Origin of the sequence: Paraburkholderia edwinii (genome assembly GCF_019428685.1) — a bacterium.
Classification (GTDB): domain Bacteria; phylum Pseudomonadota; class Gammaproteobacteria; order Burkholderiales; family Burkholderiaceae; genus Paraburkholderia; species Paraburkholderia edwinii.
This window is the reverse complement of record NZ_CP080095.1, coordinates 2162923-2189203: the sequence shown is the minus strand read 5'-3', so window position 1 is coordinate 2189203 and position 26281 is coordinate 2162923. Positions and strand designations below refer to the sequence as shown.

At 63.8% G+C, this 26281-nt stretch carries 19 protein-coding genes and 1 tRNA gene; 11 read left to right on the top strand and 9 right to left on the bottom strand.

From position 1 onward, the window contains the following. Positions 1 to 37 precede the first annotated feature (37 nt). On the bottom strand, positions 38 to 1168 hold the full coding sequence (locus KZJ38_RS09710; protein ID WP_219799841.1) for an enoyl-CoA hydratase/isomerase family protein: 1131 nt from the start codon (positions 1166 to 1168) through the stop codon (positions 38 to 40). A gap of 196 nt (positions 1169 to 1364) precedes the next feature. Further along, the gene (locus KZJ38_RS09705) at positions 1365 to 2069 is read right to left on the bottom strand and encodes a TetR/AcrR family transcriptional regulator (RefSeq protein ID WP_219799840.1); all 705 of its coding nucleotides are present in this window, start codon (positions 2067 to 2069) and stop codon (positions 1365 to 1367) included. A gap of 94 nt (positions 2070 to 2163) precedes the next feature. Here KZJ38_RS09705 and KZJ38_RS09700 point away from each other — a divergent pair, with 94 nt between their 5' ends. Further along, on the top strand, positions 2164 to 3189 hold the full coding sequence (locus KZJ38_RS09700) for an NAD-dependent epimerase/dehydratase family protein (protein WP_219799839.1): 1026 nt from the start codon (positions 2164 to 2166) through the stop codon (positions 3187 to 3189). A gap of 4 nt (positions 3190 to 3193) precedes the next feature. On the opposite strand, the gene KZJ38_RS09695 is transcribed toward KZJ38_RS09700, so the two are convergent. Both KZJ38_RS09695 and KZJ38_RS09690 read right to left on the bottom strand, forming a co-directional pair. Continuing rightward, positions 3194 to 3481, bottom strand: a complete 288-nt coding sequence (locus tag KZJ38_RS09695) for a DUF1488 family protein (protein ID WP_219799838.1) — start codon at positions 3479 to 3481, stop codon at positions 3194 to 3196. 227 nt (positions 3482 to 3708) lie between these two features. Then, positions 3709 to 4017, bottom strand: a complete 309-nt coding sequence (locus KZJ38_RS09690) for a hypothetical protein (protein ID WP_219799837.1) — start codon at positions 4015 to 4017, stop codon at positions 3709 to 3711. Between the two features lie 293 nt (positions 4018 to 4310). Between KZJ38_RS09690 and KZJ38_RS09685 the strand changes: the two genes are divergently transcribed. Beyond that, on the top strand, positions 4311 to 4508 hold the full coding sequence (locus tag KZJ38_RS09685) for a hypothetical protein (RefSeq protein WP_219799836.1): 198 nt from the start codon (positions 4311 to 4313) through the stop codon (positions 4506 to 4508). 147 nt (positions 4509 to 4655) lie between these two features. After that, positions 4656 to 5069: a hypothetical protein gene (locus KZJ38_RS09680; protein WP_246641702.1), complete on the top strand. Its 414-nt coding sequence runs from the start codon at positions 4656 to 4658 to the stop codon at positions 5067 to 5069. Between the two features lie 76 nt (positions 5070 to 5145). Here the strand turns inward: KZJ38_RS09680 and KZJ38_RS09675 are convergent, their stop codons facing one another. Together KZJ38_RS09675 and KZJ38_RS09670 are read right to left on the bottom strand one after the other, a co-directional pair. Beyond that, positions 5146 to 5478, bottom strand: coding sequence for a DMT family transporter (locus KZJ38_RS09675; RefSeq protein WP_425518349.1), 333 nt, complete (start codon positions 5476 to 5478; stop codon positions 5146 to 5148). A gap of 10 nt (positions 5479 to 5488) precedes the next feature. Further along, complete coding sequence (locus KZJ38_RS09670) at positions 5489 to 5986, bottom strand: heme-degrading domain-containing protein (protein WP_219799834.1); 498 nt, start codon at positions 5984 to 5986, stop codon at positions 5489 to 5491. A gap of 277 nt (positions 5987 to 6263) precedes the next feature. On the opposite strand from KZJ38_RS09670, the gene KZJ38_RS09665 reads away from it, so the two are divergent. Continuing rightward, positions 6264 to 6340: transfer RNA gene (locus KZJ38_RS09665), tRNA-Met, on the top strand. A 181-nt stretch (positions 6341 to 6521) separates the two neighbouring features. Here KZJ38_RS09665 and KZJ38_RS09660 read toward each other — a convergent pair. Beyond that, positions 6522 to 6677, bottom strand: a complete 156-nt coding sequence (locus tag KZJ38_RS09660; protein WP_219799833.1) for a hypothetical protein — start codon at positions 6675 to 6677, stop codon at positions 6522 to 6524. 710 nt (positions 6678 to 7387) lie between these two features. On the opposite strand from KZJ38_RS09660, the gene KZJ38_RS09655 reads away from it, so the two are divergent. The 4 genes from KZJ38_RS09655 to KZJ38_RS09640 all read left to right on the top strand — a co-directional run bounded on the left by KZJ38_RS09655 (position 7388) and on the right by KZJ38_RS09640 (position 10834). Beyond that, a complete protein-coding gene (locus tag KZJ38_RS09655) occupies positions 7388 to 7933 on the top strand; it encodes an NUDIX hydrolase (RefSeq protein WP_219799832.1) in 546 nt (181 codons plus the stop codon). 9 nt (positions 7934 to 7942) lie between these two features. After that, complete coding sequence (aat, locus tag KZJ38_RS09650) at positions 7943 to 8686, top strand: leucyl/phenylalanyl-tRNA--protein transferase (protein WP_219799831.1); 744 nt, start codon at positions 7943 to 7945, stop codon at positions 8684 to 8686. 169 nt (positions 8687 to 8855) lie between these two features. Continuing rightward, positions 8856 to 9722, top strand: a complete 867-nt coding sequence (locus KZJ38_RS09645) for an arginyltransferase (RefSeq protein WP_219799830.1) — start codon at positions 8856 to 8858, stop codon at positions 9720 to 9722. 71 nt (positions 9723 to 9793) lie between these two features. After that, positions 9794 to 10834 carry a quinone-dependent dihydroorotate dehydrogenase gene (locus KZJ38_RS09640; RefSeq protein WP_219799829.1) on the top strand — a complete coding sequence of 347 codons (1041 nt, stop codon included), beginning with the start codon at positions 9794 to 9796 and terminating at the stop codon, positions 10832 to 10834. Between the two features lie 73 nt (positions 10835 to 10907). Here KZJ38_RS09640 and KZJ38_RS09635 read toward each other — a convergent pair whose 3' ends face one another. Both KZJ38_RS09635 and KZJ38_RS09630 read right to left on the bottom strand, forming a co-directional pair. Next, positions 10908 to 11894 (bottom strand): Gfo/Idh/MocA family protein, encoded by a 987-nt coding sequence (locus KZJ38_RS09635; RefSeq protein WP_219799828.1) that lies wholly within the window; start codon positions 11892 to 11894, stop codon positions 10908 to 10910. 101 nt (positions 11895 to 11995) lie between these two features. Further along, positions 11996 to 12712, bottom strand: coding sequence for a FadR/GntR family transcriptional regulator (locus KZJ38_RS09630; protein ID WP_219799827.1), 717 nt, complete (start codon positions 12710 to 12712; stop codon positions 11996 to 11998). A gap of 1271 nt (positions 12713 to 13983) precedes the next feature. Between KZJ38_RS09630 and KZJ38_RS09625 the strand changes: the two genes are divergently transcribed. From KZJ38_RS09625 to KZJ38_RS09615, 3 genes are all read left to right on the top strand, one after another. Continuing rightward, positions 13984 to 14718 (top strand): Crp/Fnr family transcriptional regulator, encoded by a 735-nt coding sequence (locus KZJ38_RS09625; protein ID WP_075157392.1) that lies wholly within the window; start codon positions 13984 to 13986, stop codon positions 14716 to 14718. A gap of 413 nt (positions 14719 to 15131) precedes the next feature. Next, positions 15132 to 15839 (top strand): 4'-phosphopantetheinyl transferase family protein, encoded by a 708-nt coding sequence (locus KZJ38_RS09620; RefSeq protein ID WP_219799826.1) that lies wholly within the window; start codon positions 15132 to 15134, stop codon positions 15837 to 15839. A gap of 395 nt (positions 15840 to 16234) precedes the next feature. After that, on the top strand, positions 16235 to 26281 hold the full coding sequence (locus KZJ38_RS09615; RefSeq protein ID WP_219799825.1) for a non-ribosomal peptide synthetase/type I polyketide synthase: 10047 nt from the start codon (positions 16235 to 16237) through the stop codon (positions 26279 to 26281).

Here is a 26281-nt window from a genome sequence, read left to right as displayed (position 1 = left end):
TCGCCGGTTTGCTGCTTCGCGCCTGCCCCGCTTCGCTTCAGCCCACGAGGTCGCGTAATGGATGCTCGTTCGCCGGCCACGGGCTCTCGAACATGCCGGCGACATACTCGGCCGGCACATCCTCGATCCGCGCGAAATGCCAGGTCGGCCGGTTGTCCTTGTCGATGATGCGCGCGCGAATGCCTTCGCTGACGTCGCCGCGCTCGAACGTCGAGCGCGTCAGATCGAGGTCACGGCGCAGGCAATCGGCCATCGTCCCTTCGGCGCGCGTCACCACTTCGAGCGAGAGCGCCATCGCGAGCGGCGAGCGCTCGCGCAATACGCCGCCGATCTGCTCGGCCCAGTCCGCATTCGCGCAATCGCCTTCCGCATCGAGCGACGCGATGATTTGCGCGACATCAGGCAGCGCGAAGTGGCGGTCGATCAGCGCGCGCGCATCGGCAATCGGCGACGTGTCCGGCGTCGGCACGACCTTGTACGCGGCCGCTTCGCGCGCAACGCAATTCACGATATCGGCGCCGCGCTCGAACACTTCGGTCTTCAGACGCTCGATGAGCGTGGGCAGCGCGTCGTCTTCGATATACGCATCGGCCAGTCCCGCATAAAGCGCGTCGGCCGGCCCTAGCGACTCGCCGGTCACCGCGAGATAACGCCCGATCGCGCCCGGCGTGCGCGCGAGAAACCAGCCCACGCCGACATCGGGGAACAGGCCGATGCGCGTTTCGGGCATCGCCATGCGCGTCGATGTCGTCACAACCCGCAGGCCGCCCGTGCGATAGGCGCCTTGCGAAATGCCCATGCCGCCGCCCATCACGATGCCGTTCATCAGCGCGATATACGGCTTCGGATACGTGAAGATCGCGTGGTTGAGCCGGTACTCCCCGATGAAAAACGTGTCGAGCGCATCACGGTCGCCACGCCGATGCGCGTCGTACAGGAAGCGGATATCGCCGCCCGCGCAGAACGCGCGCGGGTTCGCGCTGCGCACGACGATCGCGAGCACGTCCGCGTCGTCGCGCCACTGATCGAGCGCGGCGCGCATCGTGCGAATCATGCCGGTCGATAACGCGTTTAGCGCCTTCGGGCGGTCGAGTTCGATAAATCCGATGCGGTTCGCGACGTAGACCGTGACGTCTTCGCCGGCGGGTAGCGGTGAGTGAGTCGGCATAGGGATAACGCAGACAATAGTGACAGGCAACAGGTTGAACGGTAACACGTACCGATGTTTGCAATGTGCCGCGCAGCTTTCAGCGAGGCGCTTTGCGTCGGTGAAGCGCCAACAAGATAAGTATTTTCGACACGGATGCGGTGCGCCGCCGGCTACCGTGGCTACGCAGAGCCGTGCCGTACCAATAGTGCCGGCTTCAGCTGCTCGAAGAAGGCTTCGCCTTTTTAGCCGGCGGCGCCGCGCGCGTGACGCGCTTGCGCGGCGGCGTCGCGGCTTTTCCCGTGTGCGCCGAACAGTCGCCCAGCCATGCATCGAGCGCCGCGTCCACGACGGTATCGAGCGGCGTGCGCGGAAACACAGGACAGGTGAGCCGCAACGCGACGATGCCATGCATGGTCGCCCACAGCGCCTCGGTCCACACGTTGCTATCGGCCGATGCCGGCAAGCGGCCCTGCGCCTTCATTTCATCGAGCGCGTCGGCCACGAGCCGGAACGCAGCCTCGCCCGCATCGTCGCCATCCTGCGCGGCGCTTTCGAATGCCGCGCCGACGTAGGTCGGATCTTCCATAAAGACCAGCCGGTACGTCTGCGGGTGCTCGACACCGAATGCCACATACGCGCGCCAGATCGCCTTCAGGCGTTCCGCGGGATCCGCGATCGACAGATGCGGCTTGAGGCTCTCAAGCAGTTGCGCATAGCCTTCCATGCACAACGCACGCGCGATTTCGTCGCGATTCTCGAAATGCAGATACAGCGTGGCCGGAGAATATTCGATTGCGTCGGCGATCTTGCGCATCGATAGCGCGGCGAAGCCTTCGCGCATCACGATGCGGCGCGATGCATCGAGGATGCGTTCGCGCAGCACCTGCTTTTCGCGAGTTTTTCGTTCAGCGATTCCCATGCACCGCATTTTCGGGTTGACAAAATGAAATGTCAAATTAAACTGAACACTGTTTACTGAACAGCGTTCACTCAAATCACACCCGGGAGTTCCGATGAAAAGCGATCACACCGTTCCCGCTCACATTGGCCTGTTCGGCGCGGCGGGCGCGGCCGGCCGCAGCATCGCCGCGGCGCTACGCGCACAAGGCGTGCGCTATCGCGCCATCGGCCGTTCGCGGCCAGCGCTCGAGGCCGCATTCGGCGACGATCCGAACGCCGACATCGTGACCTGGAACCCGGACGATCCGTCATCGGTCGCCGCGGCGGCCGCCGGCCTGCACACCGCGGTCTATCTCGTCGGCGTGCCGTACGACCAGTTTGCGACGCATCCGCCGCTGATGCGCAATACGCTCGCGGGGCTCGATGCGGCCGGTGTCGAGCGCCTGATCCTGATCGGCACGGTCTATCCGTATGGGCGGCCGCAGCAACAGCCGGTCACTGAAGCGCACCCACGCGAACCGCATACGTTCAAAGGCCGCATGCGGCGCGAACAGGAAGATCTCGTGCTCGATGCGCACGGACGCAACGGCCTCTCGACGCTCGTGTTGCGCTTGCCCGACTTCTACGGCCCGGGCGTCGAACGCAGCTTCCTGCACGGCGTGTTCGAAGGCGCAGCGCGCGGCGGCCGCGCGCAGATGATCGGGCCGATCGACATTCCGCACGAATTCATTTTCATGCCTGATTTAGGGCCTGTCGTGGCCGCGCTTGTGCACACGCCTGCGGCGTATGGCCGCGTACTTCATCTCGCCGGCGCGGGCACGATCACGCCGCGCGAAGTCGCGACACGCGCGTATGCGCTAGCGGGCCGCGCCCCCAAACTGATGGTTGCGGGCAAGACGATGCTGCGCGCGATCGGCCTCATCAATCCGATCATGCGTGAGCTGGTGGAGATGCACTACTTGCTGACGGACCCCGTCGTGCTCGACGACTCGGCGCTGCAAGCTCTGATCGGTCCGATCAGCACGACGCCATACGACGAAGGGATTCGGCTTTCTTACGAAGCAGCGGAAGCAGCGGAAGCCGCGCGGCGGGCATTGAAACTGCAGGTGTCGCCCGGCGCCGAGCCGATCAAAGGATAGCGTCTCACGACGGCACGTTGTCGCCTGGCGGGAAGTGCCCACTCTTTAGCAGCACCGGCGTGCCATTGCTGATCTGCAAATGCTCGCGCGCAACCGCTTCGATGCGCGGCCGGCCATTGTTGAAAGCGTGCATCCAGCCGTCGCGGTCGTAGGACGGCGCACCGAAGTGATCTTCGAGCGCTTCGACCGAAATCGCGCACGGCACCGGCTCGCCATCTACCAGCGCACGAAAGACGACGGTCAGATTCGAATCGCGGTATGCGGGCGCGTCCGCGGGGAAGCGGATGTCCATGTTCGCCTCATCATCTGAATGATCGTGCAAAAGCCGACTCCGCCGCGCGGCGGCCTGATGGCTCAATCTGCCAACTGGGCCAACTGGGCCAATCAGACGTTGTCGGGCTTATCGGGGGCTATGGTACTCGTCCCCGCAATCTGCAGTCCAGCCGGGCGCCGCGGCCGCGCCCACGCGGGATTGGCCGCCAGGGCAACGCAACGAATGCGTATTCAGGCCGCGCATATTCACGACGACGATACCTGCAACAGACGGTCGATATAGGCACGCGCGGCTCGTTCCACATGCTCGAGCGCGGCCTCTTCGGTCGCGAAACGCTGTTCGTCGCCGAGATCGAGCAAGGTCTCGATGCGGTGTACATCGTCGGGCCCGCGCTGCGACAGGCTGACCGAGCCCACGTAGATTCCGCACGCGCTTTCACCGGCCTTACTCTCACCACCTTTACCCCGCGACGACGCAGCTTCGCTCACATTGACGAGCCGCGCGGCCGCGCTGATGTAATACCCGCGATAGGGTCCGCTCACGCGTTCTGCCATTTCAACCTCCATTTGTCGGTCTTGTATCGATGCTTGCGCGTATGGATATAAGGCGTCTGCAAGGAAAATTAGTTCTGTGGGACCGACTGTCTCAATGCGTTCCTGCGCCACTGCTCCGCTGCCCCGTGCCTCACGACGACGCGCCGGTTGTACCGCGTCATATTCGTCGCGCAATGCACTTATTCGCCGCACATCGGTCGAACCCCGCGTGCCGCTTTGGCATACACCGATCCAGCGTCGCAGGGCTGATGTGCGACGTCCGTTATGCGCATTCCTCATCCAGAACTTGCGATATGGGAAAATATTTCCTTCGGGACACGGAAGTGGCCGAACCCGATGCAGCAAACGCGTGGTTTTCCTACGCGGGAGAACACGGCATCGATGTGCCGAAGGCCATTAGCATCTGGCAAGACGCGTCGAGCGAAGCCGGTGTCGACAGCCGGCGCGCGGTCGGACATGCGGGCATCCGCATCGAACCGGGCATGGGCTGATGCGCGACGCGACGCTTGTCATACGAGCACAAGCCCTCAAGGGGTCGACCGGTCAAGCTTTACGCGGTTCGACGCTTGCCCATCCGACCATCAAGCTAGCGGCACTGCGTTATCGCTAGCTACGAATTCATCACAAGAGGACATGCCATGAAGTACCTCACGACGCGCCTGCGTTCGTCACGATCTTCTTTTGACCCGGCGTCTTCGCCGGCGCTGCGCGTAAGCTCGAAGCCGACGCGCCTGACCGCAACGCGCGCGCGCGCCGCGCTGCTGCCCGGCCTCGCGCTGATCGCCGCGAGCCTCGCCGCGTGCGCTTCGTCGAATACAACGAAGCTGATCAATCTGCCGAACGGCGAGACGGGCTTCGCGGTCAACTGCAGCGGCGCCGATGCGGGGTCGAGCTGGGCATCGTGTTATGTGCAGGCCGGCAAGGCATGCGGACCGACGGGGTACGACATCGTCTCGAAGGACAACGACGAAGGCGGCACGGCGGGCGGCGGCATTACCAACGTCGTGTCGGCCAATGTGAAGAACCGCTCGATGGTCATTCGCTGCAAGTAAGCGCGATACGCGCACGGCGCTGCCGCGATGCGCAAGCGCTAGCGGCTCGCGCGCGGCGTCGATGCCGGTTTGCGCATCAGTGCGTTTGCATCTTCGAAAACAGATTGAGCACGACCACGCCGGCAACGATGAGTCCGAGCCCTGCCACAGCGGGCAAATCCGGCACCTGCCGGTACACCACCAGGGCGACAAGCGTGATCAGCACGATGCCGACGCCCGACCAGATCGCATAGACGATGCCCACCGGAATGCTCTTAAGCGTCAGCGACAGCATATAGAACGACAGGCCGTAGCCGAGCACGACGACGATAGCCGGCGGCAATCGTGTGAAGCCATCGGATGCGCGCAACGCGGACGTGGCGATCACCTCCGCGACGATCGCGATGCCGAGCAATGCATAAGGCGGCAAACGCATCGCTTCAGGCCTTCGCAAGCGCGAGCTTGCCGTAGTCCTGATCGAGTTGCGCGCATAGCGCCTCGACGACGAGTTCGTGATCGGAGCGCTGCGGCAAGCCCGACACCGTCACCGAGCCGATTACGCCGGCACCCGTCACCGTCAACGGAAAGGCGCCGCCATGCGACGCGTAGTCGGCAACGGCGAGTCCGTGCTTGTCCGCGAGTGTCGCGCCCGATTGCTGCAGCTTGAGCCCGACCGCGTACGAGCTGCGCCGGAATTGCGCGACGACGTTGGCCTTGCGGCGAGCCCACTCGACGTTGTCGGGTGTCGCGCCGTCGAGTGCGCTGAAGAACAGCAGCTGGCCGAACGTACGTATATCGATGGCGAGTGCGAGCCCGCGCGCCTTGGCGATTTCATGCAGGTGCGCGCCGAGTTGCCATGCGCGATCGGGATCGAATTGCGCGAACACCAGCGCCTTTTCCTGAGCGGCGATCGCTTGCAGATCGTGAACGATGTCCATATGCGATTGAATGGCAAAGAGGTGGGGAACGCTGCGGCAATGAGGTGCCGCTGCCGCAGATCGAATTGCGATTCTAGCGCAGGCGCTTGCGACATCTGGGTGTATGCGGCGATGTGTTCGCGCTGTGTGTGCGCTGTGTGTGTGTTGTCCGTGCGCAGTGGTAGGTGCTTGAAACGTGCACGCACATTGCACGTCGCGAGTGCCGCGTGAACACGTTGAAGCGAACAAAGGTGTTGCACGGGCAATGGGTTTGCCCTATAATCTTTTCTTCGACGGACGCGGGGTGGAGCAGTCTGGCAGCTCGTCGGGCTCATAACCCGAAGGTCGTAGGTTCAAATCCTACCCCCGCAACCAAAAAGTCAGAGACACGCCAAGACATCTTCCAGCAGCAACGACGAGCAAGCTGCAGGAATTAGATAGTCGGCTACGCGAAATAGTCATCGCACCAGCAATCACAAAAGGCTTGCCACATTGGCAGGCCTTTTTTGTTTTCAGCGCACGATTCTTTGACGTGTTTCTTCTTCAAGAAGCCGCACTAGAAATCCTCGAGAACACCAAACAGCGCCGCGACTCCCGCAACGCTGAGCAGCAGGCGATTCGCGAGCAGCAAGGCGCCAAGCAGCCAACCTGAAAACACCGACATCGAGAGAATACACATCGGGAAAATGCAGGCGCCGTTGACCACATCCATCGCCGTCGCCCTGCAGAAAAATCGCCGACTTGCTGCCCTCCTCGGTCGCGACCGACGACGTAAGCGGAATGTTCCGCGAAACGTGCCACTGCGCGACACACGGCGCCGGGTACGTCCAGACCGCTGGCACCTCCTCCGATAACGCACCCCTGCCCACACCGCAGCTACGACAAACGAACATTCGTCAACCCAATTTCCATCGATAGGTAGTCCGAATATATCCATACACGATGCGCAAAATTCTCAAGCGCGCTCAAACAGAGTGAAACAGCTTAAGCGATGCTATCGACGCACCCAGGATTGCTCCGATTGGATGCAAGTCAACCGACCGATCGATCCAACCAAAGAAGATGCTAATGGTGATGGCGCCGAATGCCGCGACGTTCGCGACACACCGAAGGCGACCAAAGACGTTCTGTTTTTTCATCACTCTCCCCGTTCAATCCAGCATCTTTTCAACACAGTAGCAATCCTAACTCAACCCTCCTCATCGTTCACGCAAATTATCTCGCGCTAGCCATTCGGCCAGGGTACACACAACGTTCAAACTCGCGGTGCGCACCTAACCGCGACGCTACAGCTTCGACCCTCCTCGCTCGACCAACGCACATGACCCACGCACGGCCCACATAAGCCCCGCATAACCGCCTCGCGTCCCCGAATTCTGACCCGGTGATAAACTCCCATGACCCATTCCCGTCCCCGTTTCCATGAAATTCTGTTCTGTCTGCGGCCACGCGGTCAGCGTGAGCATTCCGCCCGGCGATAACCGGGAGCGCTTCGTCTGCGCAAACTGCGGCACCGTGCATTATCAGAATCCGCGCAATGTGGTCGGCACCGTCCCCGTCTGGGACGACAAGGTGCTGCTGTGCCGCCGCGCGATCGAACCGCGCTACGGTTACTGGACCTTGCCCGCGGGCTTCATGGAGATGGGCGAAACCACCTCGGAAGCGGCGGCGCGTGAAACGCTCGAGGAAGCCGGCGCGCGCGTCGAGGTGCAAAGCCTTTACACGCTTCTGAATGTGCCGCATGTGCATCAGGTGCACCTGTTCTATCTCGCGCGGCTGCTCGACCTCGACATCGCGGCCGGCGAAGAAAGCCTCGAAGTCAAGCTCTTCGAGGAACGCGACATTCCGTGGGACGACATTGCGTTCCCGACCGTCGGCCAAACGCTGCGCTTTTTCTTCGCCGACCGGAATTCGGGCAGCTTCGGCCTTCACACCGGCGACATCTTCCGCTCGCTGCGCGAAGGCTGAGCCGCCCGCATGGTCCCCTGGCTTGGCCCCGACGACCCGTTTCCTTCCGTCGAGCGCGCGCTCGGCGAAACGAGTGGCGCGCCGGGCCTGCTCGCGGCGAGCGCCGATCTGCTGCCGTCGCGCCTCATCGAAGCGTATCGCCGCGGCATCTTCCCGTGGTACTCGGACGGCCAGCCGGTGCTGTGGTGGAGCCCCGACCCGCGGATGATCCTGCGGCCGGGCGAATTCAAGGTGTCGCCGTCGCTTCGCAAGACGCTCAAGCGTGTCATCCGCGACGACGCCTGGGAAGTGCGCGTCGATCACGATTTCGCGGCCGTGATGCGCGCCTGCGCGCAGGCGCCGCGCCGCGGGCAGCGCGGCACATGGATCACCGCCGACGTAGTGGACGCCTATACGTCGCTGCACAGGCACGGCGATGCGCACAGCATCGAGACCTGGCACAACGGCGTTCGCGTCGGCGGATTGTATGGCGTGTCGTTCGGCCGGATGTTCTTCGGCGAATCGATGTTTGCCGAGGCGACCGATGCGTCGAAAATAGCGCTGGCCGCGCTCGTCGCCCACTTGCAACGCCACGAAATAGAAATGATAGACTGCCAGCAGAACACGTCGCATCTGGCGTCGCTGGGCGGCCGCGAGATCGCGCGCAAGGTGTTTGTCGCGCATGTCCGCGCATCGGTCGATGCGCCGCAAATTCCCTGGCGCTTCGACAAATCGGTCCTGCTCGATCTCACCCGCCGCGAGGCGACTCATTAAGGCCCCTCATTGAGGGTCACTTATTGAGCCGAATCCGTGACGCGAAGCAATGAGGCGAACTGAGCCGCCAATGAGCGCAATCAGGCGCAACTGAAACGCCGATGCGAAGAACACCCCGGCCCGCAAATGCGGATGTGCCCGTGATAGAGACGCTTCGAGAGCTGCCAACGTGACTCACCCGAACGAGCTGCCGCTTTCACCGCTTTCCGCGCTGCAATTCTATGCAACGGCGCCGTATCCCTGCAGCTACCTGGAAGGGCGCATCGCGCGCTCGCAGGTCGCAACACCAAGCCACCTGATCAATTCCGACGTCTACACCGACCTCGTCAAGGCGGGCTTCCGCCGCTCCGGCGTATTCACGTACCGGCCTTACTGCGACGGCTGCCGCGCCTGCATTCCGGTGCGCGTGCCGGTCGAGCGGTTCACGCCGAACCGCACGCAGCGCCGCATCGGCAAGCTGCACAGCGGCCTGATCGCGAAGGTCACGCCGCTTCACTACGACGAAGAACACTACGCGCTCTATATGCGCTATCAGTCCGCGCGCCACGCGGGCGGCGGCATGGATCGCGACAGCCGCGACCAGTACGAGCAGTTTCTGCTGCAAAGCAGAATCAACTCGCGGCTCGTCGAGTTTCGCGAACCGGCATCGGACCAGGGCGGATACCCCGGGGCCGGCCAACTTGGAATCCATCCTCCGGAAGCCGGCCGCCAGGGCGTACTGCGCATGATCAGCATGATCGACATCCTCGGCGACGGACTCTCGTCGGTCTATACGTTTTTCGATCCGGATCAGCCGCGCAGCAGCTTCGGCACCTACAACATCCTGTGGCAGATCGAGCAGGCAAAGAGCCTGCACCTGCCATTCGTCTATCTCGGCTACTGGATCCGCGAAAGCCCGAAGATGGCATACAAGTCGAACTACCGGCCGCTGGAAGGACTCATCGACGGCAACTGGAAAGTGCTCGACCCGTCGAGTCAGGTTGAATCGGGCATGGAGGCCGCGACGCCCGGCCGCCGCGGCACGCTGTACCTGTAAACGCCAGCCCGCGGGACGCCCGACGCATTGTCGTAAAATAGCGGGTTCCCATCTTCCGCCCCCACCCTTTCGTGTTCAGTTCCCTTTATCCGCTCGTACGCGCCCAACTCTTTCGCATGGACGCGGAAGACGCCCACCATCTGACGCTTCGCATGCTCGGCGCCGCCGGCCGCACCGGCGTGGCGAGCGCGCTCGCCGCGCGCGTGCCCGACGCGCCGCGCACCGTGATGGGCCTCCGGTTTCGCAACCCCGTCGGTCTCGCAGCGGGTCTCGACAAGGATGGCGCATGTATCGACGGACTCGCCGCGCTCGGTTTCGGCTTTATCGAAGTCGGCACGGTCACGCCGCGTCCGCAGCCCGGCAATCCGCGGCCGCGCATGTTCCGGCTGCCGCAGGCGAACGCGCTGATCAACCGCATGGGTTTCAACAATGCCGGTGTCGACCAGTTCGTGAAGAACGTGCAGGCCGCGCGCTATCGCGGCGTACTGGGCCTCAATATCGGCAAGAACGCCGACACGCCGATCGAGCGCGCCGCGGAAGACTACCTTTACTGTCTCGAGCGCGTGTACCCGTTCGCGAGCTACGTCACGATCAACATCTCTTCGCCGAACACGAAGAATCTTCGCCAGCTGCAAGGCGCGGGCGAACTGGACGCGCTGCTCGCGGCGCTGAAGGACAAACAGCAGCGCCTCGCCGACCTGCACGGCAAGCTCGTGCCGCTGGCGCTGAAAATTGCGCCGGATCTCGACGACGGGCAGATCCGGTCGATCGCCGACACCCTGCTGCGCCATCAGATCGAAGGCGTGATCGCGACCAACACGACACTCTCGCGCAGCGCGGTCGACGGTCTGCCGCACGCGGACGAGGCCGGCGGCCTGTCGGGCAAGCCGGTGTTCGATGCGTCGAACGAGGTGATCCGCAAATTGCGCAGCGAAGTGGGCGACGCGCTGCCGATTATCGGTGTCGGCGGCATTTTCTCGGGCGCCGATGCGCGCGCGAAGATTGCGGCCGGCGCATCGCTCGTGCAGCTCTATACGGGCTTTGTGTATCGCGGGCCGTCGCTCGTCGCGGAGTGCGTGGACGCGCTCGCGCGGGGGCAGCACGCCGCATAGCGCGGCGCCCGGCGCCCCGCGTCGGACGCTGGCCCTACCCGGCACTCAACCCCGCGCCCGCCTGCTCCTCCCCTTACTCCCCCGCGAAGCGCAAGCCCAGCGCTTCGCGCGCGGCATCGGCCATCGCGATCATATGGCGTGACGTCGCATGCGGCATCACCGGGCTCTCCAGCTGCCCCGCGCGGATCAGCTCGCAGAAATGCGCGGTCTCGTAGTTGAGGCCACCACCCTCGAACGGCGCATCGAGTTCGACGACGCGCCCATCGACATAGCGCACGGTCGCCCGCACCGGATTCCACCAGTTCTCGTGAATCGTCACATGGCCGTGGCTCGCCGCGATAAACGCGTCGCCTTTGCCGTGCAGGTCGAGGCCGCAGAAAAGCTGCGCAATACCGCGCTCGTGACGGCAATTGAGACTCGCAAACGTATCGACGCCAGTCGGCCCGAGGCGGCCGAGCGTCTGCACATCGAGCGGCGCGCCGAGCCAGTCGACCGCGAGAAAGAGTTCATAGACGCCGATATCGAGCAATGCGCCGCCCGCATGCTCGAATGAGAAGGCCGGATGATCGGCCGGTGCATTCGCAATCGAACAGCCGGCGCGCACGAGTCCAACCTCGCCGATCGGATCGGCCGCAAGCTGCGCACGCAGCTTGCGATACAGCGGATAGAACGGCGGCTTCATCGCTTCCATGAAAAGCCGCTGCGCGTCGCGCGCGGCGCACAGCACGTCGTCGAGTTGCGCGGTGTTGATCGTCGCGGGCTTTTCGCAAAGCACATGGTGCCCGGCCCGCAGCGCGGCCTTTGCGTATTCGGCGTGACTGTCCTGCAGCGTAGCGATATATACGGCGCTAATATCGCTTTCGAGCAGCGCGTCGAGACTTGCGCACGGCACGCAACCCGCACCGCCCACGTCGCGCGCAAACGTTTCAGTGGCCTCGGCGCGCCGCGACCATACCGCGCCGAGTTCGGCGCCCGGCACGAAGGCGAGGCCCTCCGCGAAACGGCGTGCAATACGCCCCGCGCCCACAATGCCCCAGCGAACGACAGTATCGTGACTCATCGGCTATTCGGATTCCGTCCGGTTGTGCGAAAGCGCTATTGTCGCGCACGCACGGACGTTCGCCGAGCCGGTCAGCCGTCACGAGCCCTCTACGTTGTTCGTTACTCGTGCGTGCCGTTCGCTGCTTTCCTGTCGCCCATCTCGTCGGCCGCGAAATCGATCAGATCGCGCGACGCCGCTTCGGCTTCCACCGCGTCGTGACGCTCGATCGCTTCGACCACGCGCGTATGCCGGCGGATCACCTCTGCCCACATAGCCTCATCCGCATTGACGAACTGGGTCGAAGCCGACAACGCGCCCCGCACGATCGCCGCCATCTGCTGGAAAAACTGGTTGCCGCTGGCAACGACTATGCGCGTGTGCAACAGTTCGTCGGCCGCCTGATGGCCCGGATCGTCCGGTCGCATGACGCGAAAGCTCTCGAATGCCTCACGGATCGCCGCGATATCCGCCGCATTGCCGCGTTTGGCCGCTTGCGCGGACGCGCGCGGCTCGATCAGCATCCTGAACTCGATCACGTCGCGCAGGAACTCGGGATCGGGCTTCGCGCGAAACCGCCAGCTCACGACATCTTCGTCGATCATGCGCCAGTCGCGCATCGGCCTGATACGCGTGCCGATCTTCGGACGCACGTCGAGCATGTGGCGCGCGAGCAGCATCGACAGCGCCTCGCGCATCACGGTACGGCTCACGTCGAACTCTTTCGACAGCACGTCTTGCGGAGGCAATACAGCACCGTACTTTTCTTCGACGATCCCCGTGACGAGACCGTCCATTACCTTGCTGACGAGCGATCGTTCCTTCGCATTCTGTTCCATGTATTTCTCCCCGACTCGGCGTTTGGTGCCTGTTGATCACGCGCCCTTCATGTGCCTTGTAGTCGTACTTATTTCGACACGTTGCTTGCTTCGATACCCATGCGCCAGTTAGGAAACTTCCTAACAGGGTTATCCCTCTTACGAATTGTTTCGTTCGTGCAACGCGCGATGAAGCGATGCACGCCTGGCGGGGGTACCACACACGCCGAGCTGGAAATTTTGCATTGCCTGGCGTCCCCGAAAGCAAACGTCATGCAGTACCCGCGATTGATTGGACCAGACGATTAACCGCATATTCTGTGCGAGGGAACACACAGCCCAACGTGAATGCTCGGACAACACACGTAACGTGTGACGTATTTCTCTTTGCGCTGCGCAAGCGTGCGAAGTGAACATCCTCAAGCACTCATCTCTCAGACATGAACGCCTCATTCGTCGCACGTCACGTCTGTCAAATATTCGATCATCTAATTCCTTCGTTATCCTCGATATTCATGCGATGTATGCGCAACGAACGTGGTTAAAGGCCGAGCGCCGATTTCGCGCTGACACGTTTATTACTCTGTTTAAAGTTGACGATACAAGTGCGACACCGCACGTTCGGAAGCTTTCGGATGCTCCCATTCAATGCGAACAGTGCGGTGCTGAACGGCGAATACTCGCATGCAGTCGCAGGATCGGCCTGCGGTGCGCGTCGCGCCTGATATCACGCTCGTCGAGTGTCGCCAACGAACCAACAGACGGATTTTTTCCGACGCGCCAAGCGCAGTTCGGGCCCCGGTTATGTTCGCAAACGCACGCAAGTCATAGAACACAACTGAATCATTTCTGGCACAACCCGGTCGCGTGGCAAAAACCACATGAATCGCGTGTCCAGACCCAACGCAGGTGCGGCTCCCGACTAGGATCAGACTAGATAAATCTAATAAATTCAATCACTTGCATCATACGAAATCGGATTTCGACTTCATTAACGCACGCAGACTGCGTTTTACAGATTTGAAACAAAAACGCACATTTCGGCCGTCGTCGGACCGCCGCATAGTTCATTGCATCGCATCAGCCCTAGTTGTGTGACCCCTTGGCATAGTCCTCGCTAAAAGTGAGGCGCAACACACATGCACGGACGCAAATGGCGCTTGACGCTGGACGCGCACCGCATTACGGGGCCGTTCCCGCCCCCCTCGACCGCCCGCCGGGCGGGGCTGTGCGAGGGCGACGGGAGCGGAATACAACAGAAGCCGCGAGCGGCTTCGATGCGAGGACCGATCATGCTTACCCTTCAATCAGACCTGCACGGCAACCACCTGCTGGGTGCTCTTCCGTCGCACGAGTGGCAGGCGCTGGCGCCCCATCTCGAACTCGTGCATCTGCGCGCCGAGCAACTGCTGTGCGACTCGGCGCAACGCATTCATCACGTGTACTTCCCGACCACCGCGATCATCTCGATGCTCTCGACGATGGAAGATGGCGGCTCGGTCGAAATCGCCGCAGTGGGCCGCGAAGGGATGACGGGCGTACCGATTCTGACCGGCGGTGAAACGATGCCGAGCCGCGTCCAGGTTCAATCGGCCGGCTTCGCCTACCGGATGACCGCACAGTGCCTCAAGCAGCAGTTCGCGCGCTCGGACTTCCTGCGTCGCCTGATGCTGCTCTACATGCACGTGCTGCTCACGCAGGTCGCGCAAACGGCCGCATGCAACCGGCACCATTCGCTGAACCAGCAACTGTGCCGCTGGCTGCTGATCGAAGTGGACCGCACCGCGTCGAACGAACTGACCGTCACGCAGCAGTTGATCGCGGACATGCTCGGCGTGCGCCGCGAAGGCATCACCGAAGCGGCCGGCAAGCTCCATAACGAAGGGCTGATCCATCACAGCCGCGGCCATATCAAGGTGCTCAACCGCGTGGGACTCGAGGCGAAGGCATGCGAATGCTACGGGCTCGTGCGGCGCGAATTCGATCGCCTGCTGCCGCGTCTGCGCCAGGCCGAAGCGGTGAGCTAAAAGCGAGGCGCGTGGCGACGAGGTCAGTGAAGCAGGCCACCGAAGCATTCCTTCGAGGCATCCCTTCGAAGCAGGCCTTCGCGCAAGTCCTCATACAAGCTTTCGTGCAAGCCGTGGCGTTATATCGGTTCAAAACGACGGGTTCAAAACAACGATAACAGCAGTCTTGAACTTCCCAGGCACTGCGCGCCCCTGGACGCACACCACGAATGTGCGGGCGCGTCGATCGCCGTGTGGAAGAGCTTTCTCGCACTAGCAGAAGAACGGGGAAACGGGCGGGCGGTGGCCGCGAGCGGCTGCCACCCCGCTTGTCTGGCGCAGCTGTTTCATCGGACAGCCGCATCGAAGCACGTTGCGTACACAACATTCGCGGCGCGAGACCGGCGCATGGCCAGTCGAATCGGGGCTATTCCATGTCTTCTCTCCTGACACCGCCATCCGCGCACGAGGTGCATGTCTGGCAGTGGGATCTCGACGCCGGCGCCGACGCGTTCGATCGGTACTGGCACATGCTTTCGACGCAGGAGCGCGAGCGCGCCGACCAGTTCCGCTACGACAGACATCGCCGCCGATACGTCGCGGGACGCGGCGAACTCAGGCGGCTTCTCGGCTGCTATCTCGGGTTATCGCCGCGCGAGGTCGCGATTGACTATGGTTCGGATGGCAAACCTTTCTGCACGATCGAACCGCACGAGCGGAACATCTGTTTCAACCTGAGCCACAGCGAGCATGCCGCGGCGCTGGCCGTATCGAACGGCTTCGAAGTTGGCATCGACGTGGAACACGTGCGCCCAATCGAGGCGTGTGTGCCGCTCGAAGTCTTTTCCACGCGCGAACACGCGGAATTTACCGCTTTGCCCGATGCGGATCAGCAAACGGTGTTCTTCGAAAGCTGGGCACGCAAAGAGGCTTGCCTCAAGGCGCTCGGCACCGGCTTTACGCTGCCGCCCGATCACTTCGAGTTCGACCTTTCCATTCGCGGCGATACGACACCGCGCTTCGTCGGCGGCGAGGCCGGGGAAGCCGCGCATTGGCGCATCGGAGCGCTGTCATTGAGTCCGACCTGCGCGGGAGCGGTGGCGGCACGACGCACCGACTGGTCGATTGTCAGGATGAATTGACCGCAAGCATTCAGGTCAGCGTAACCCTGTGCTGCATTCATCCACCCGTTTCATCAAAAAGCCTCGGTTAACGGTCCGGACCGACAGGCCGTTCTGTCATCGCCATGACCTGCTCCGCCGGCACGGAGACGCGCTCTGCGCACGGCCGTTCGCGGGTGTTGCGTTGTTGCATCGTTCGTGCGACGGCGTACGGATAGCGATGCCGCGGAAGACTAACTTTCACTTGCGGCAGATTTCGCGCCTGGTTTTCGCGCCTAAGACACGGGGGTCGGGCGCGCAAAGCCTCCTGCCGCCTGGCTCCCGTGACCCGCCGCCGTTATGTGTGCTCGCTGCGCGCTTATCGCCAGACGTAGTGCAGGTACAAGGCTTTGATCGAGATTATTGGAGAGCGGCACATGTCACACAGAGATGGATTTCCTGGCGACTGGCTGGGCTGGACCGCTGATGGACCCGGCGTCGCCGCGCGCTTCGATGCCGTTTGTGCGGAATTCGGTAATCATCTTGCTGTGATCGATGCAACGGGTAAGGAAAGCTACGACGCCCTCGGCGTTCGTTCGGCCCGTCTTGCAACCGTTCTGCGCGAGATGGGCCTTGCGCGCGGCGATCGTTGCGCGATCATGGTTCCGCGCAGCCGCGACACGCTCGCATTGATGCTCGCGATTCTGCGTCTGAACGCCGTCTATGTGCCGCTGGATCCGGCCTATCCCAAAGCGCAGCTCGATTTCATCGTGGCCGATTGCGCGCCGCGGCTCATCATCGCGGAAGCGGCAGCGCTCGCCAGCATCGGTGCGCTGGATGGCGCGATGGTCGATCTCGCGAATATCGTCGCGGCGTCGGACACCGCCGATCCCGCTGCGCTTGAAACGTGCGCTGCCGACGACCCGGCCTACGTTATGTACACCTCGGGCTCGACCGGCAAGCCCAAGGGTGTGATCGTGCCGCATCGCGCGATTCTGCGTCTCGTGCGCGGCCAGCGCTTTGCCGAGTTGTCGATTCACACACGCTTTCTGAACCTCGCGCCGCTCGCCTTCGATGCGAGCACGCTCGAAATCTGGGGCCCGCTGCTGAACGGCGGCTGCGCTGCCATCATCAACGAAGTTCAGCCTTCGCTCGACACGATCGCGGCCGAGATGGCGCGACTCGATGTGACAAGCGCATGGCTCACGGCAGGCCTCTTCAATGCGCTCGCCGACTATCGGCTCGAAGCCTTTGTGCCGCTCAAGGAGGTGTTGACGGGCGGCGACGTGCTGTCGCCTGTGCACGTACGCAAGGTCATGGAGGCGCATCCGGGGCTGCAGATCGTCAACGGCTACGGCCCGACCGAGAACACGACCTTCACCTGCTGCTACGCCATTCCGCGCGACAGCGAGGCGCTCGCGAACGGCGAGGCGATTCCGATCGGCGACGCGATCGCCGGCACGCGCGTCTACATCGTCGACGACAAGCTCGCGCCAGTGGGCGACGGAGAAATCGGCGAGCTCGTCACCGGCGGCGACGGCGTGGCGCTTGGCTACCTCAATCGCGCCGACCTGACGGCGGAAAAGTTTATCGACGATGTCTTCGTGCCCGGCGGCAAGCTTTATCGCACCGGCGACCTGGTTCGCCGGCGCCCGGACGGCGCGATCGACTTCCTCGGCCGCAACGACCGGCAGATCAAGATTGCCGGCAAGCGCATCGAACTCGATGAGATCGAACACGCGCTGCGTGCGGCGCCCGGCGTCGCCGATGCGGCCGTGGCGGCATTCGAAGGCCGCAGAGGCAAGTCCATCGCCGGCTTTGCGAAGGCCGCCGATATCGCCGATGCCCGCATCTTCGCGGACGCCTTGCGCGCGCATCTCAGAGCGGCCTTGCCCGACTATATGGTGCCGGCCGAACTGCGTGTCCTGCCGGACTTTCCGCTGACACCGAATGGCAAGGTCGACCGCAAAGCACTGCTTGCGGGACTCGATACGGCTGCCGCATCGATGGCCACACCCGCCGCCACAATCGAACCCAAACCCGAGCCCGAACCGGTGAACGACGATTTCTCCGGCAAGCTCGCTGCGGTGTTCGAAGGGTTACTCGGCCAACCCGTCGACCGCCGCGCGAATTTCTTCGATCTTGGTTTGCGCTCGCTCGATCTGATGCGTGCGCACGCGATCATCATGCGCGACGTCGCCGCAAACGTTGCGCTGGTCGATCTGTTTCGCCACCCGAATGTCGAGGCGCTGGCCGCGCAACTGCGCACCACGCTCGAAATGAACAGTAATGAAACATTTCGACACCGTCGCCGCAACGCCGATCCGCACGGCGGTGCGATCGCCGTGGTCGGCATGTCCGGGCGCTTCCCCGGCGCGCGCAATGTCGCCGAACTCTGGGCCAATATCCTCGCAGGCCGCGACTGCATCACGCATTTCGACGTCACCGAACTCGAAGACAGTTTCGACGAAAGCTCACGCCGCGAAGCGCGCTATGTGAAAGCGCGCCCGATCCTCGCGGACGTCGACCGTTTCGACGCCGGCTTTTTCGGCGTGCTGTCGCGCGAGGCGGCGCTGACCGATCCGCAGCAACGCATTTTCCTCGAGATCGCCTGGGAGGCCTTCGAGGACGCCGGCTATGATCCCGCGACGATCGCCGGCGCAGTCGGCGTATTCGCCGGCACCTCGATGAACACGTACTTCCTCAAGCACGTACTGTCCGATCGTGGCGTCATCGACGAATTCACCAGCCAGTTCCAGATCGGCGAGTATCAGAAGCTCGTCGGCGCCGGCGATTTCGTCGCCACGCGCACCGCGTACAAGCTCGGCCTGACCGGCCCTGCGATCTCGGTCCAGACCGCATGCTCAACGTCGCTGACCGCAATCGGCCTGGCCGTCGAGAACCTTCGATCGGGACGCTGCGACATGGCGCTGGCCGGCGGCGTATCGGTCACATTCCCGCAGAAGCGCGGCTACTTCTACGAAGAAGGCGGAATGGGCGCGCCCGATGGCAAGTGCCGCCCGTTCGATGCCGATGCGCAAGGCACGGTGTTCGGTTGCGGCGCCGGCGTCGTGCTGCTCAAACGGCTCGACGACGCGCTTGCCGATGAGGATCCGATCTATGCCGTGATTCGTGGTGTCGGCATCAACAACGACGGCTCGGACAAGGTCGGCTTCACGGCACCGAGCGTCGATGCCCAGGCCCGCGCGATTGCAATCGCACACGCCGAAGCCGGCATCGACCCGGCCTCGATCGGCTATATCGAGGCGCATGGCACGGCGACGCCGCTGGGCGACCCCATCGAGTTCGCCGGCCTCGTGCAGGCGTTTCGTCTCGGCGGCGTCGAGGGCGGCCAGTTCTGCGCGCTCGGTTCGGCGAAGGCCAATGTCGGACACCTCGACGCGGCCGCCGGCGTGACCGGATTTATCGCGGCGTCGCTCGCGCTGCGCAACCGCGTCTTGCCGCCACTGCTGCATTTCGGCTCGCCGAATCCGGGCATCGATGTCGCGAACAGCCCGTTCTTCTTCAATGTGAATGCGCGTCCGTGGGCCGATGGCCCGACGCCGCGCCGCGCCGGTGTCAGCTCGTTCGGTGTCGGCGGGACGAACGTCCATGTGCTGCTCGAAGAAGCGCCGGAGCGTGCCGACACGTGTGCGAGTACATCAGCGCCACAACAGGAACAAGGTCTGCAGATTCTGCCGCTTTCGGCACGCAGCGCGGCCGCGCTCGAACGCGCGAAGGCCAACCTGGCGAAACATCTCGCGGCCCATCCTGGCCTCCCGCTCGCCGACGTGGCCGCGACCCTGCAAACGGGCCGTCGCGCCTTCGCGCATCGATCCGTCGTAATCGCCGACAGCGTCGATCAGGCACAGGCAAAACTCAGCAAAGGCGCAATCGAAGCCCAGGCGCCGCAGGCCACGCCTCCGGTTGTCTTCATGTTCCCGGGCCAGGGCGCACAGTATCCGGGCATGGGAGAAGCGCTCTATCGCAGCGAACCCGTCTATCGCCAGTGGATCGATAAGGGTGCCGAAGTATTGGCCGCGCACGTCGGGCTCGATATCCGGACCCTGCTCTTCAGCGAAACGCCGGAAGGCGACGACACGCCGCATCCGATCCGTTCGACGATCTACGCGCAGCCCGCGCTGTTCCTCGTCGAATATGCGCTCGCGCAACTGTGGATGTCGCGCGGCATCAAGCCGACGGCCATGATCGGCCATAGCGTCGGCGAACTGGTGGCGGCCTGCGTGGCCGAAGCGATCTCCTTCGAGGATGCGCTGTATCTGATCGCGCGGCGCGGCGCGCTCATGCAGTCGGCCGAGCCGGGCGCGATGCTGGTGGTGCGTCTGTCGGAAGCCGAACTCGCACCGGTGCTGCCCAACGACGTCGACCTCGCCGCCATTAATGCGCCGTCGCTGAGCGTCGTGGCCGGCCCGTTCGCGGCGATCGAAGCATTCGAGGCCCAACTCAAGGCAAGCGATATCGAGCATCGCCGGCTGCATACGTCGCATGCGTTTCACTCGCGCATGATGTCCGGCGTCGTCGACGATCTCGCGAAGGTCGCCGATACGCTTTGTTTCGCAGCGCCGAAGCTTCCGTATGTGTCGTCGGTGACCGGCCAGTGGGTGTCGATGGATCAGCCGGTACAAGGACACTACTGGGCAAGCCACTGCCGCAACGTCGTGCGCTTTAGCGATGCGCTGGCCACGGTGACGGCCGAAAGCAAGCCGCTGCTGCTCGAAATCGGCCCGGGCCGCACGCTATCGACCTTCGTCATGCAAGGCTTGCCGAAGGACCGTTATCAAGGCGCGATTGCGTCCCTGCCCGATTTCGCCACGCGCGACCGTGAGCTTGCGGTGCTGGCCGAGGCAACCGGGCGACTGTGGCTCAACGGCGTCACGCCCGACTGGAAAACCGTCCAGACTGAAGGCGCCCGCCGCGTTTCGTTGCCCACGTATCCCTTTGAACCGGAGCGGCATTGGATCGATGCCCCCGATGCCCGCAAGACCGCGATCACCACTTCTTCAAGCCAACCGGCAACGACCGCCGCGGCGATTGCCGCTCCTGCATCGTCAGACGCAATAACCGAGACCGCCCAGACCGCCATGTCCCAAACCGTCAAAATCGACCGCACACCGCGCCTTATCGCCGAACTGGCTTCCCTGCTTGCCGAGATGTCCGGCGAGGCGCCCGATACCTCCAATCCGGACGTGACGTTCTGGGATCTCGGTTACGACTCGCTGTTCATGGGGCAAGTGTCGAGGCAACTGCGGCGCCGCTACGATGTGACGATCAGCTTCCGGCAGATCATGAGCGACTATCCGACGCTGCCCACGCTCGCGCAGTTCCTCGATGGCGCGTTGCCGCCCGATCCGGAACAGCCGGCTGTGCCGGTTGCGGCCGCGGCTGAGGCGGCGCCTGCCGCTTCGTCTGTCGCCGTTGCAACAGCGGCCGCACCGGCCGTCACCACGCCGGTCGCCGTAGCGGCACCGGCCGTGCCGGTCATGACCACACAGTTTGCCGCCGTCCCTGCCACGGGCGATATTCAGTCCGTGTTCCGCGACCAGCTCGCCGCGATGCAATCGCTGATGTCGCGTCAGCTCGACATGCTGCAAGGCGCACCGCTGGCGGTGCAGCAGCCCGCTGCGGCGATCCCGGCGGCCGCGCCGTTTGCAGCGCCTGCTCTGGCAGCGCCCGCGCCGATCGCAGCGCCCACGACTGCCGCAGCACCGGCGCGCTCCGCCGGCCCCGAAATCAAATTCGATGAAAACCGCCCGTCGCGCTTCGCCGCCTACAAGCCCGGCCAATCGAGCTCGGCCCAGATGACGGACGTGCAGCAGGCGTTCATCACGGATCTGTCGACTCGCTACTCGGCAAAGACGCCGACCTCCAAGGCTCGCACGCAGTCGTATCGCCCGGTGCTTGCCGATCCGCGCACCGCGAGCGGCTTTCGCGAGGAATGGAAGGAACTCGTCTACCCCGTCGTTGCGCAGCGTTCGAAGGGCTCGAAGATCTGGGACGTCGACGGCAACGAATATATCGATCTGGTCAACGGCTACGGACAAACCGCGTTCGGCCACACGCCCGATTTCGTGGTCGATGCCGTCAACGCGCAAATGCAGGAAGGCTTCGCGATCGGACCGCAGTCTCCGCTAGCCGGCGAAGTCGCCCAGATGTTCGCCGAAATTACCGGGCATCAGCGCGTCACGTTCTGCAACACGGGCTCTGAAGCCGTCATGGCAGCGATGCGTCTCGCGCGCACGGTAACGGGTAAGGAAAAAGTGGTCTGCTTCGACGGCGACTATCACGGTCAGTTTGACGAAGTACTCGTCAAGCCGGGCAGCGAAGGCGGCGTGCCGCGCGCTTTCCCGATCGCGCCCGGCATTCCGCAGCACTCGGTCGGCAATATGGTCGTGCTGCCGTACGCGAAGTCCGAAAGCCTCGAATGGATCAAGGCGAACATCGACGATATCGCGGCCGTGCTGATCGAGCCCGTGCAGTCGCGTCATCCGAATCTGCGTCCGAAGGAATTCGTGCAGCAGTTGCGCGAAATCACGGCCGCCAACGAATCGGCCCTGATCGTCGACGAGGTCGTGACGGGCTTTCGTGTCCACCCGGCCGGCATGCAAGGCTACTGGGGCATCAAGGGCGACATGGCGACCTATGGCAAGGTGGTCGGCGGCGGCCTGCCGGTCGGCGTGCTCGCCGGCAGCGCGCAATATATGGATGCGCTCGACGGCGGCCAGTGGCAATTCGGCGATGCTTCGGTACCCGAAGTTCCGCCGACCTTCTTTGCCGGCACGTTTGTGCGCCATCCGCTCGTGCTGGCCGCGATGAAGTCCGTCCTGCTGCACCTCAAGGAAGCCGGCCCGGCGCTGCAGGAAACGCTCGGCGGCCGCATGGCCGGCCTCGTGCAACGCATCAACACGCATCTGGAGAAGGTTGGCATCGCCACGCGCGCCGAAACGTTCTCGAGCTGGTTCTATGTCAGCTTCTCGGGCGAAGATCGGCTCGGCAGCCTGTTCTATGCCTACATGCGCTACCTCGGCGTGCACATCATGGAAGGCTTCCCGTGCTTCCTGACGACGAGCCATTCGGACGAGGACATCCGCAGGATCGGCGACGCCTTCGTCGAAAGCATCGACACGCTCCAGCGCGTGGGGATTCTCGCCGGCACGAACCAGGCGGTCCCGGTCGCCGAGACGGCCGTGGCGCATTCGCAGCAACCCGCGCAACCGCCGCTCACTGAATCGCCGCTCACCGAGCCGCAGAAAGAAATCTGGATGTCGGCTCAGGTCGGCGACGAAGCATCGCTCGCGTTCAATGAGTCTTTCACGCTCGAACTGATGGGCAACCTGGACGAAGGCGCATTCGAACGCGCCTTCGCGGCAACGGTGGCGCGCCACGACGCGTTGCGCGCCCGCTTCTCGCGCGTCGGCGACACGATGTTCGCCGATGCATCGGCGACGGTTCCGCTGGTTCATATCGACCTGTCGGACCACGCCAATGCAAGCGCGGAACTCAGCGCACTCGTCGATGCGGAAGCACGCGAGCCGTTCGATCTCACGCGCGCGCCGCTCGCACGCGCCGCGCTGATCCGTCTCGACGCGCAGAAGTGGGCCTTCGTGTTCACGGCGCATCACATCGTCTGCGACGGATGGTCGATCAACATCATCCTGCGCGATCTGCAGGCGCTCTACTCGGCCGAGGTGACCGGCAAGCCAGCAGAGCTCGACGACGTGCAAAGCTTCCTCGCTTTCGCCAAGGCACAGGACGAGGCCGGTGTCGACGCGGCGACGCGCGAGTTCTGGTTGAACCTGCATCGCGATCCCGCGCCGCAAGCGGATTTGCCCGGCGACCGCGCGCGCCCCGAGATCAAGAGCTTCAGTGGCGCGTCGACCACGCGCCACCTCAGCGCCGATCTGCTCAAGCAGGTGAAGACCGCCGCCTCGAAACAGGGCTGCTCGCTGTTTGCCGCGCTGTTCGGCGCCGCCCAGGTGCTGTTCGGGCGTCTGTCCGGCAACGACGATGTCGTGATCGCCGCGCCGATGGCAGGTCAGTCGCAGGCCGGCGAAGCGCTGCTGGTCGGGCACTGCGTCAACTTCCTGCCGCTGCGCGTGCGGTTCGATCGCAACCAGCCGTTCGCCGCGCATATGAAGGCGGTGCGCGATCACCTGTTCGACGCCGGCGACCGGCAGAACTACACGTACGGCGCGCTCGTGCGCGATCTCGGCATCAAGCGCGATCTGAACCGGCTGCCGCTCACCGACCTGCAGTTCAATCTCGAGAAGGTCGACGCCCAGCTCGAGATGGCCGGCGGCGTCACCACACGCTTTGCGCCAAACGCGAAGGCCTTCAGCAACTTCGATCTGTTCCTCAACGTGATCGAATCGGCGCAGGGACTTCGTCTCGATTGCGACTTCAGCACCGACGTTTATGACGAAGCGACGATCCAGCGCTGGCTCGGCCACTATGAAACCTTGCTGAGCGCGATCGCTCGGGATCCCGAAACGACCGTGGCCGCGCTGCCGCTCCTGAACGAAGGCGAGATCCGCCATCTTCGCGACGAGCTGAACGCATCGGCGCGTGCCTACGATCTGTCGCGGACCACGCCCGCGATGATCGCCGCGCAGGCTCGCCAGACGCCGAACGCGCCGGCCGTATCGGATGAAACGGTGCGCCTGACCTACGGCGAGCTCGACGAACACGCGAACCGGATCGCCCGCCGGCTCGTCGCAACGGGCATCGCGCCGCGCGGACGTGTCGCCATCGCGATGGACCGCACGGTGATGACGTTGGCCGCGATGATCGGCGTGTGGCGCGCCGGCTGCGCCTATGTGCCGCTCGATATGACGATGCCGCCGGCACGTTTGCGCCAGATTCTCGATGGTGCGGACATCGCCGCAGTCCTTGGCGACGCCGCCAGCCGGAATGTGCTGGACCCGGGCGCACATCGCGTGCTCGAAGTGGAGGCGCTGCTGGCGCGAGGCGACCACGACGCCGTGACATTGCCGGTCGTATCGGATGCCGATGCCGCCTACGTCATTTTCACCTCGGGCTCGACAGGCCAACCGAAGGGCGTGGAGATTCCGCACCGCGCCTTGAGCAACTTCCTGCTGTCGATGATGAACGAGCCGGGCTTCACGGCCAGCGACCGCATCGTCGCGGTCACGACGTTCTCGTTCGATATTTCCGGGCTCGAGTTGTTCCTGCCGCTGATCGCCGGCGGGCAAACCTTTATCGCCGGCCATACCGAAGTACGCACCGGCTATGAGCTCGTCACGCGGTTGAAGGAACAGTCCGCCACCGTGCTGCAAGCAACGCCGTCGCTGTGGCGCATGCTGCTCGAGGCCGGCTTCAAGGCGCCGCGCGGCTTCAGGATCCTGTGCGGCGGTGAAGGCTTGCCGCGCGATCTCGCCGACGCGCTGCTCGCGACCGGCGCCGAAGTATGGAACCTCTACGGTCCGACTGAAACGACGATCTGGTCTTCCGCGTCGCGCGTCGATGCGAACGGGCCGGTCGTCATCGGCGCTCCGCTCGCCAACACGCAACTGCATGTGCTGACCGACGACCTGCGTCTCGCGCCGCAAGGCATGAGCGGCGAACTGTGGATCGGCGGCGAAGGCCTCGCGACGGGCTATTTCAACCGGCCCGACCTCACGGACGCGGCGTTCAGACAGGTGGCGATCGAAGGCGCCGCGCCCTGCCGTCTCTATCGCACGGGCGACCTTGCGAAACGGCTTGCCGATGGCTCGCTGCAACACCTCGGCCGTCGCGACCAGCAGATCAAACTGCGCGGCTTCCGCATCGAGATCGAGGATATCGAGGCCGCCTTGCGTAAGGCGCCCGGCGTCGCGGCAGCCGCTGTCGCGCTGCATACCGTAAGCGGCAGTCCGCGCCTCACGGGCTATATCGTCGAAGCCGCCTCGGGCCAGACCGATCAGCAAGCGGTCGCCACACATATCGCCGCGCAGTTGCCGGCCTACATGGTGCCCTCGCTGTGGATGACGCTCGACGCGCTGCCGCAAACCGGCAACGGCAAGCTCGACCGCAAGGCGCTGCCCGTGCCGACCGCGGAGATGGTGGCCGCGCCGGTGCGCCAGCCGCAAGCCGCGCTTAAGGCGGTTCCGCAAATCACGGTGCCGGCCGAACCCGTCACGGCAGCCGCGCCGATCCAACCCGCGGCCATGACGCCGACCGAGGCCACGCTCGCGGCGATCTGGGGCGACGTGCTCGGCCTGCAGCATGTCGGCACCGACCAGCAGTTCTTCAGCCTCGGCGCGGACAGCCTGCAGCTGTTCCGCATCGTCGCGCGCATGAACGAGCGCGGTCTTGGCGTCGATGCGCGTCAGCTGATGAAGAACGTGACGATCGCCGAACTGGCGGCGAGCCTCGACGGCACGCAGACGGAGACGCCGATCGAAATACCTGCGGTGGCGCGGCCGTCGATCCTCAACTTCAAGCGCAGGAATGCAGGGGGACTCTGA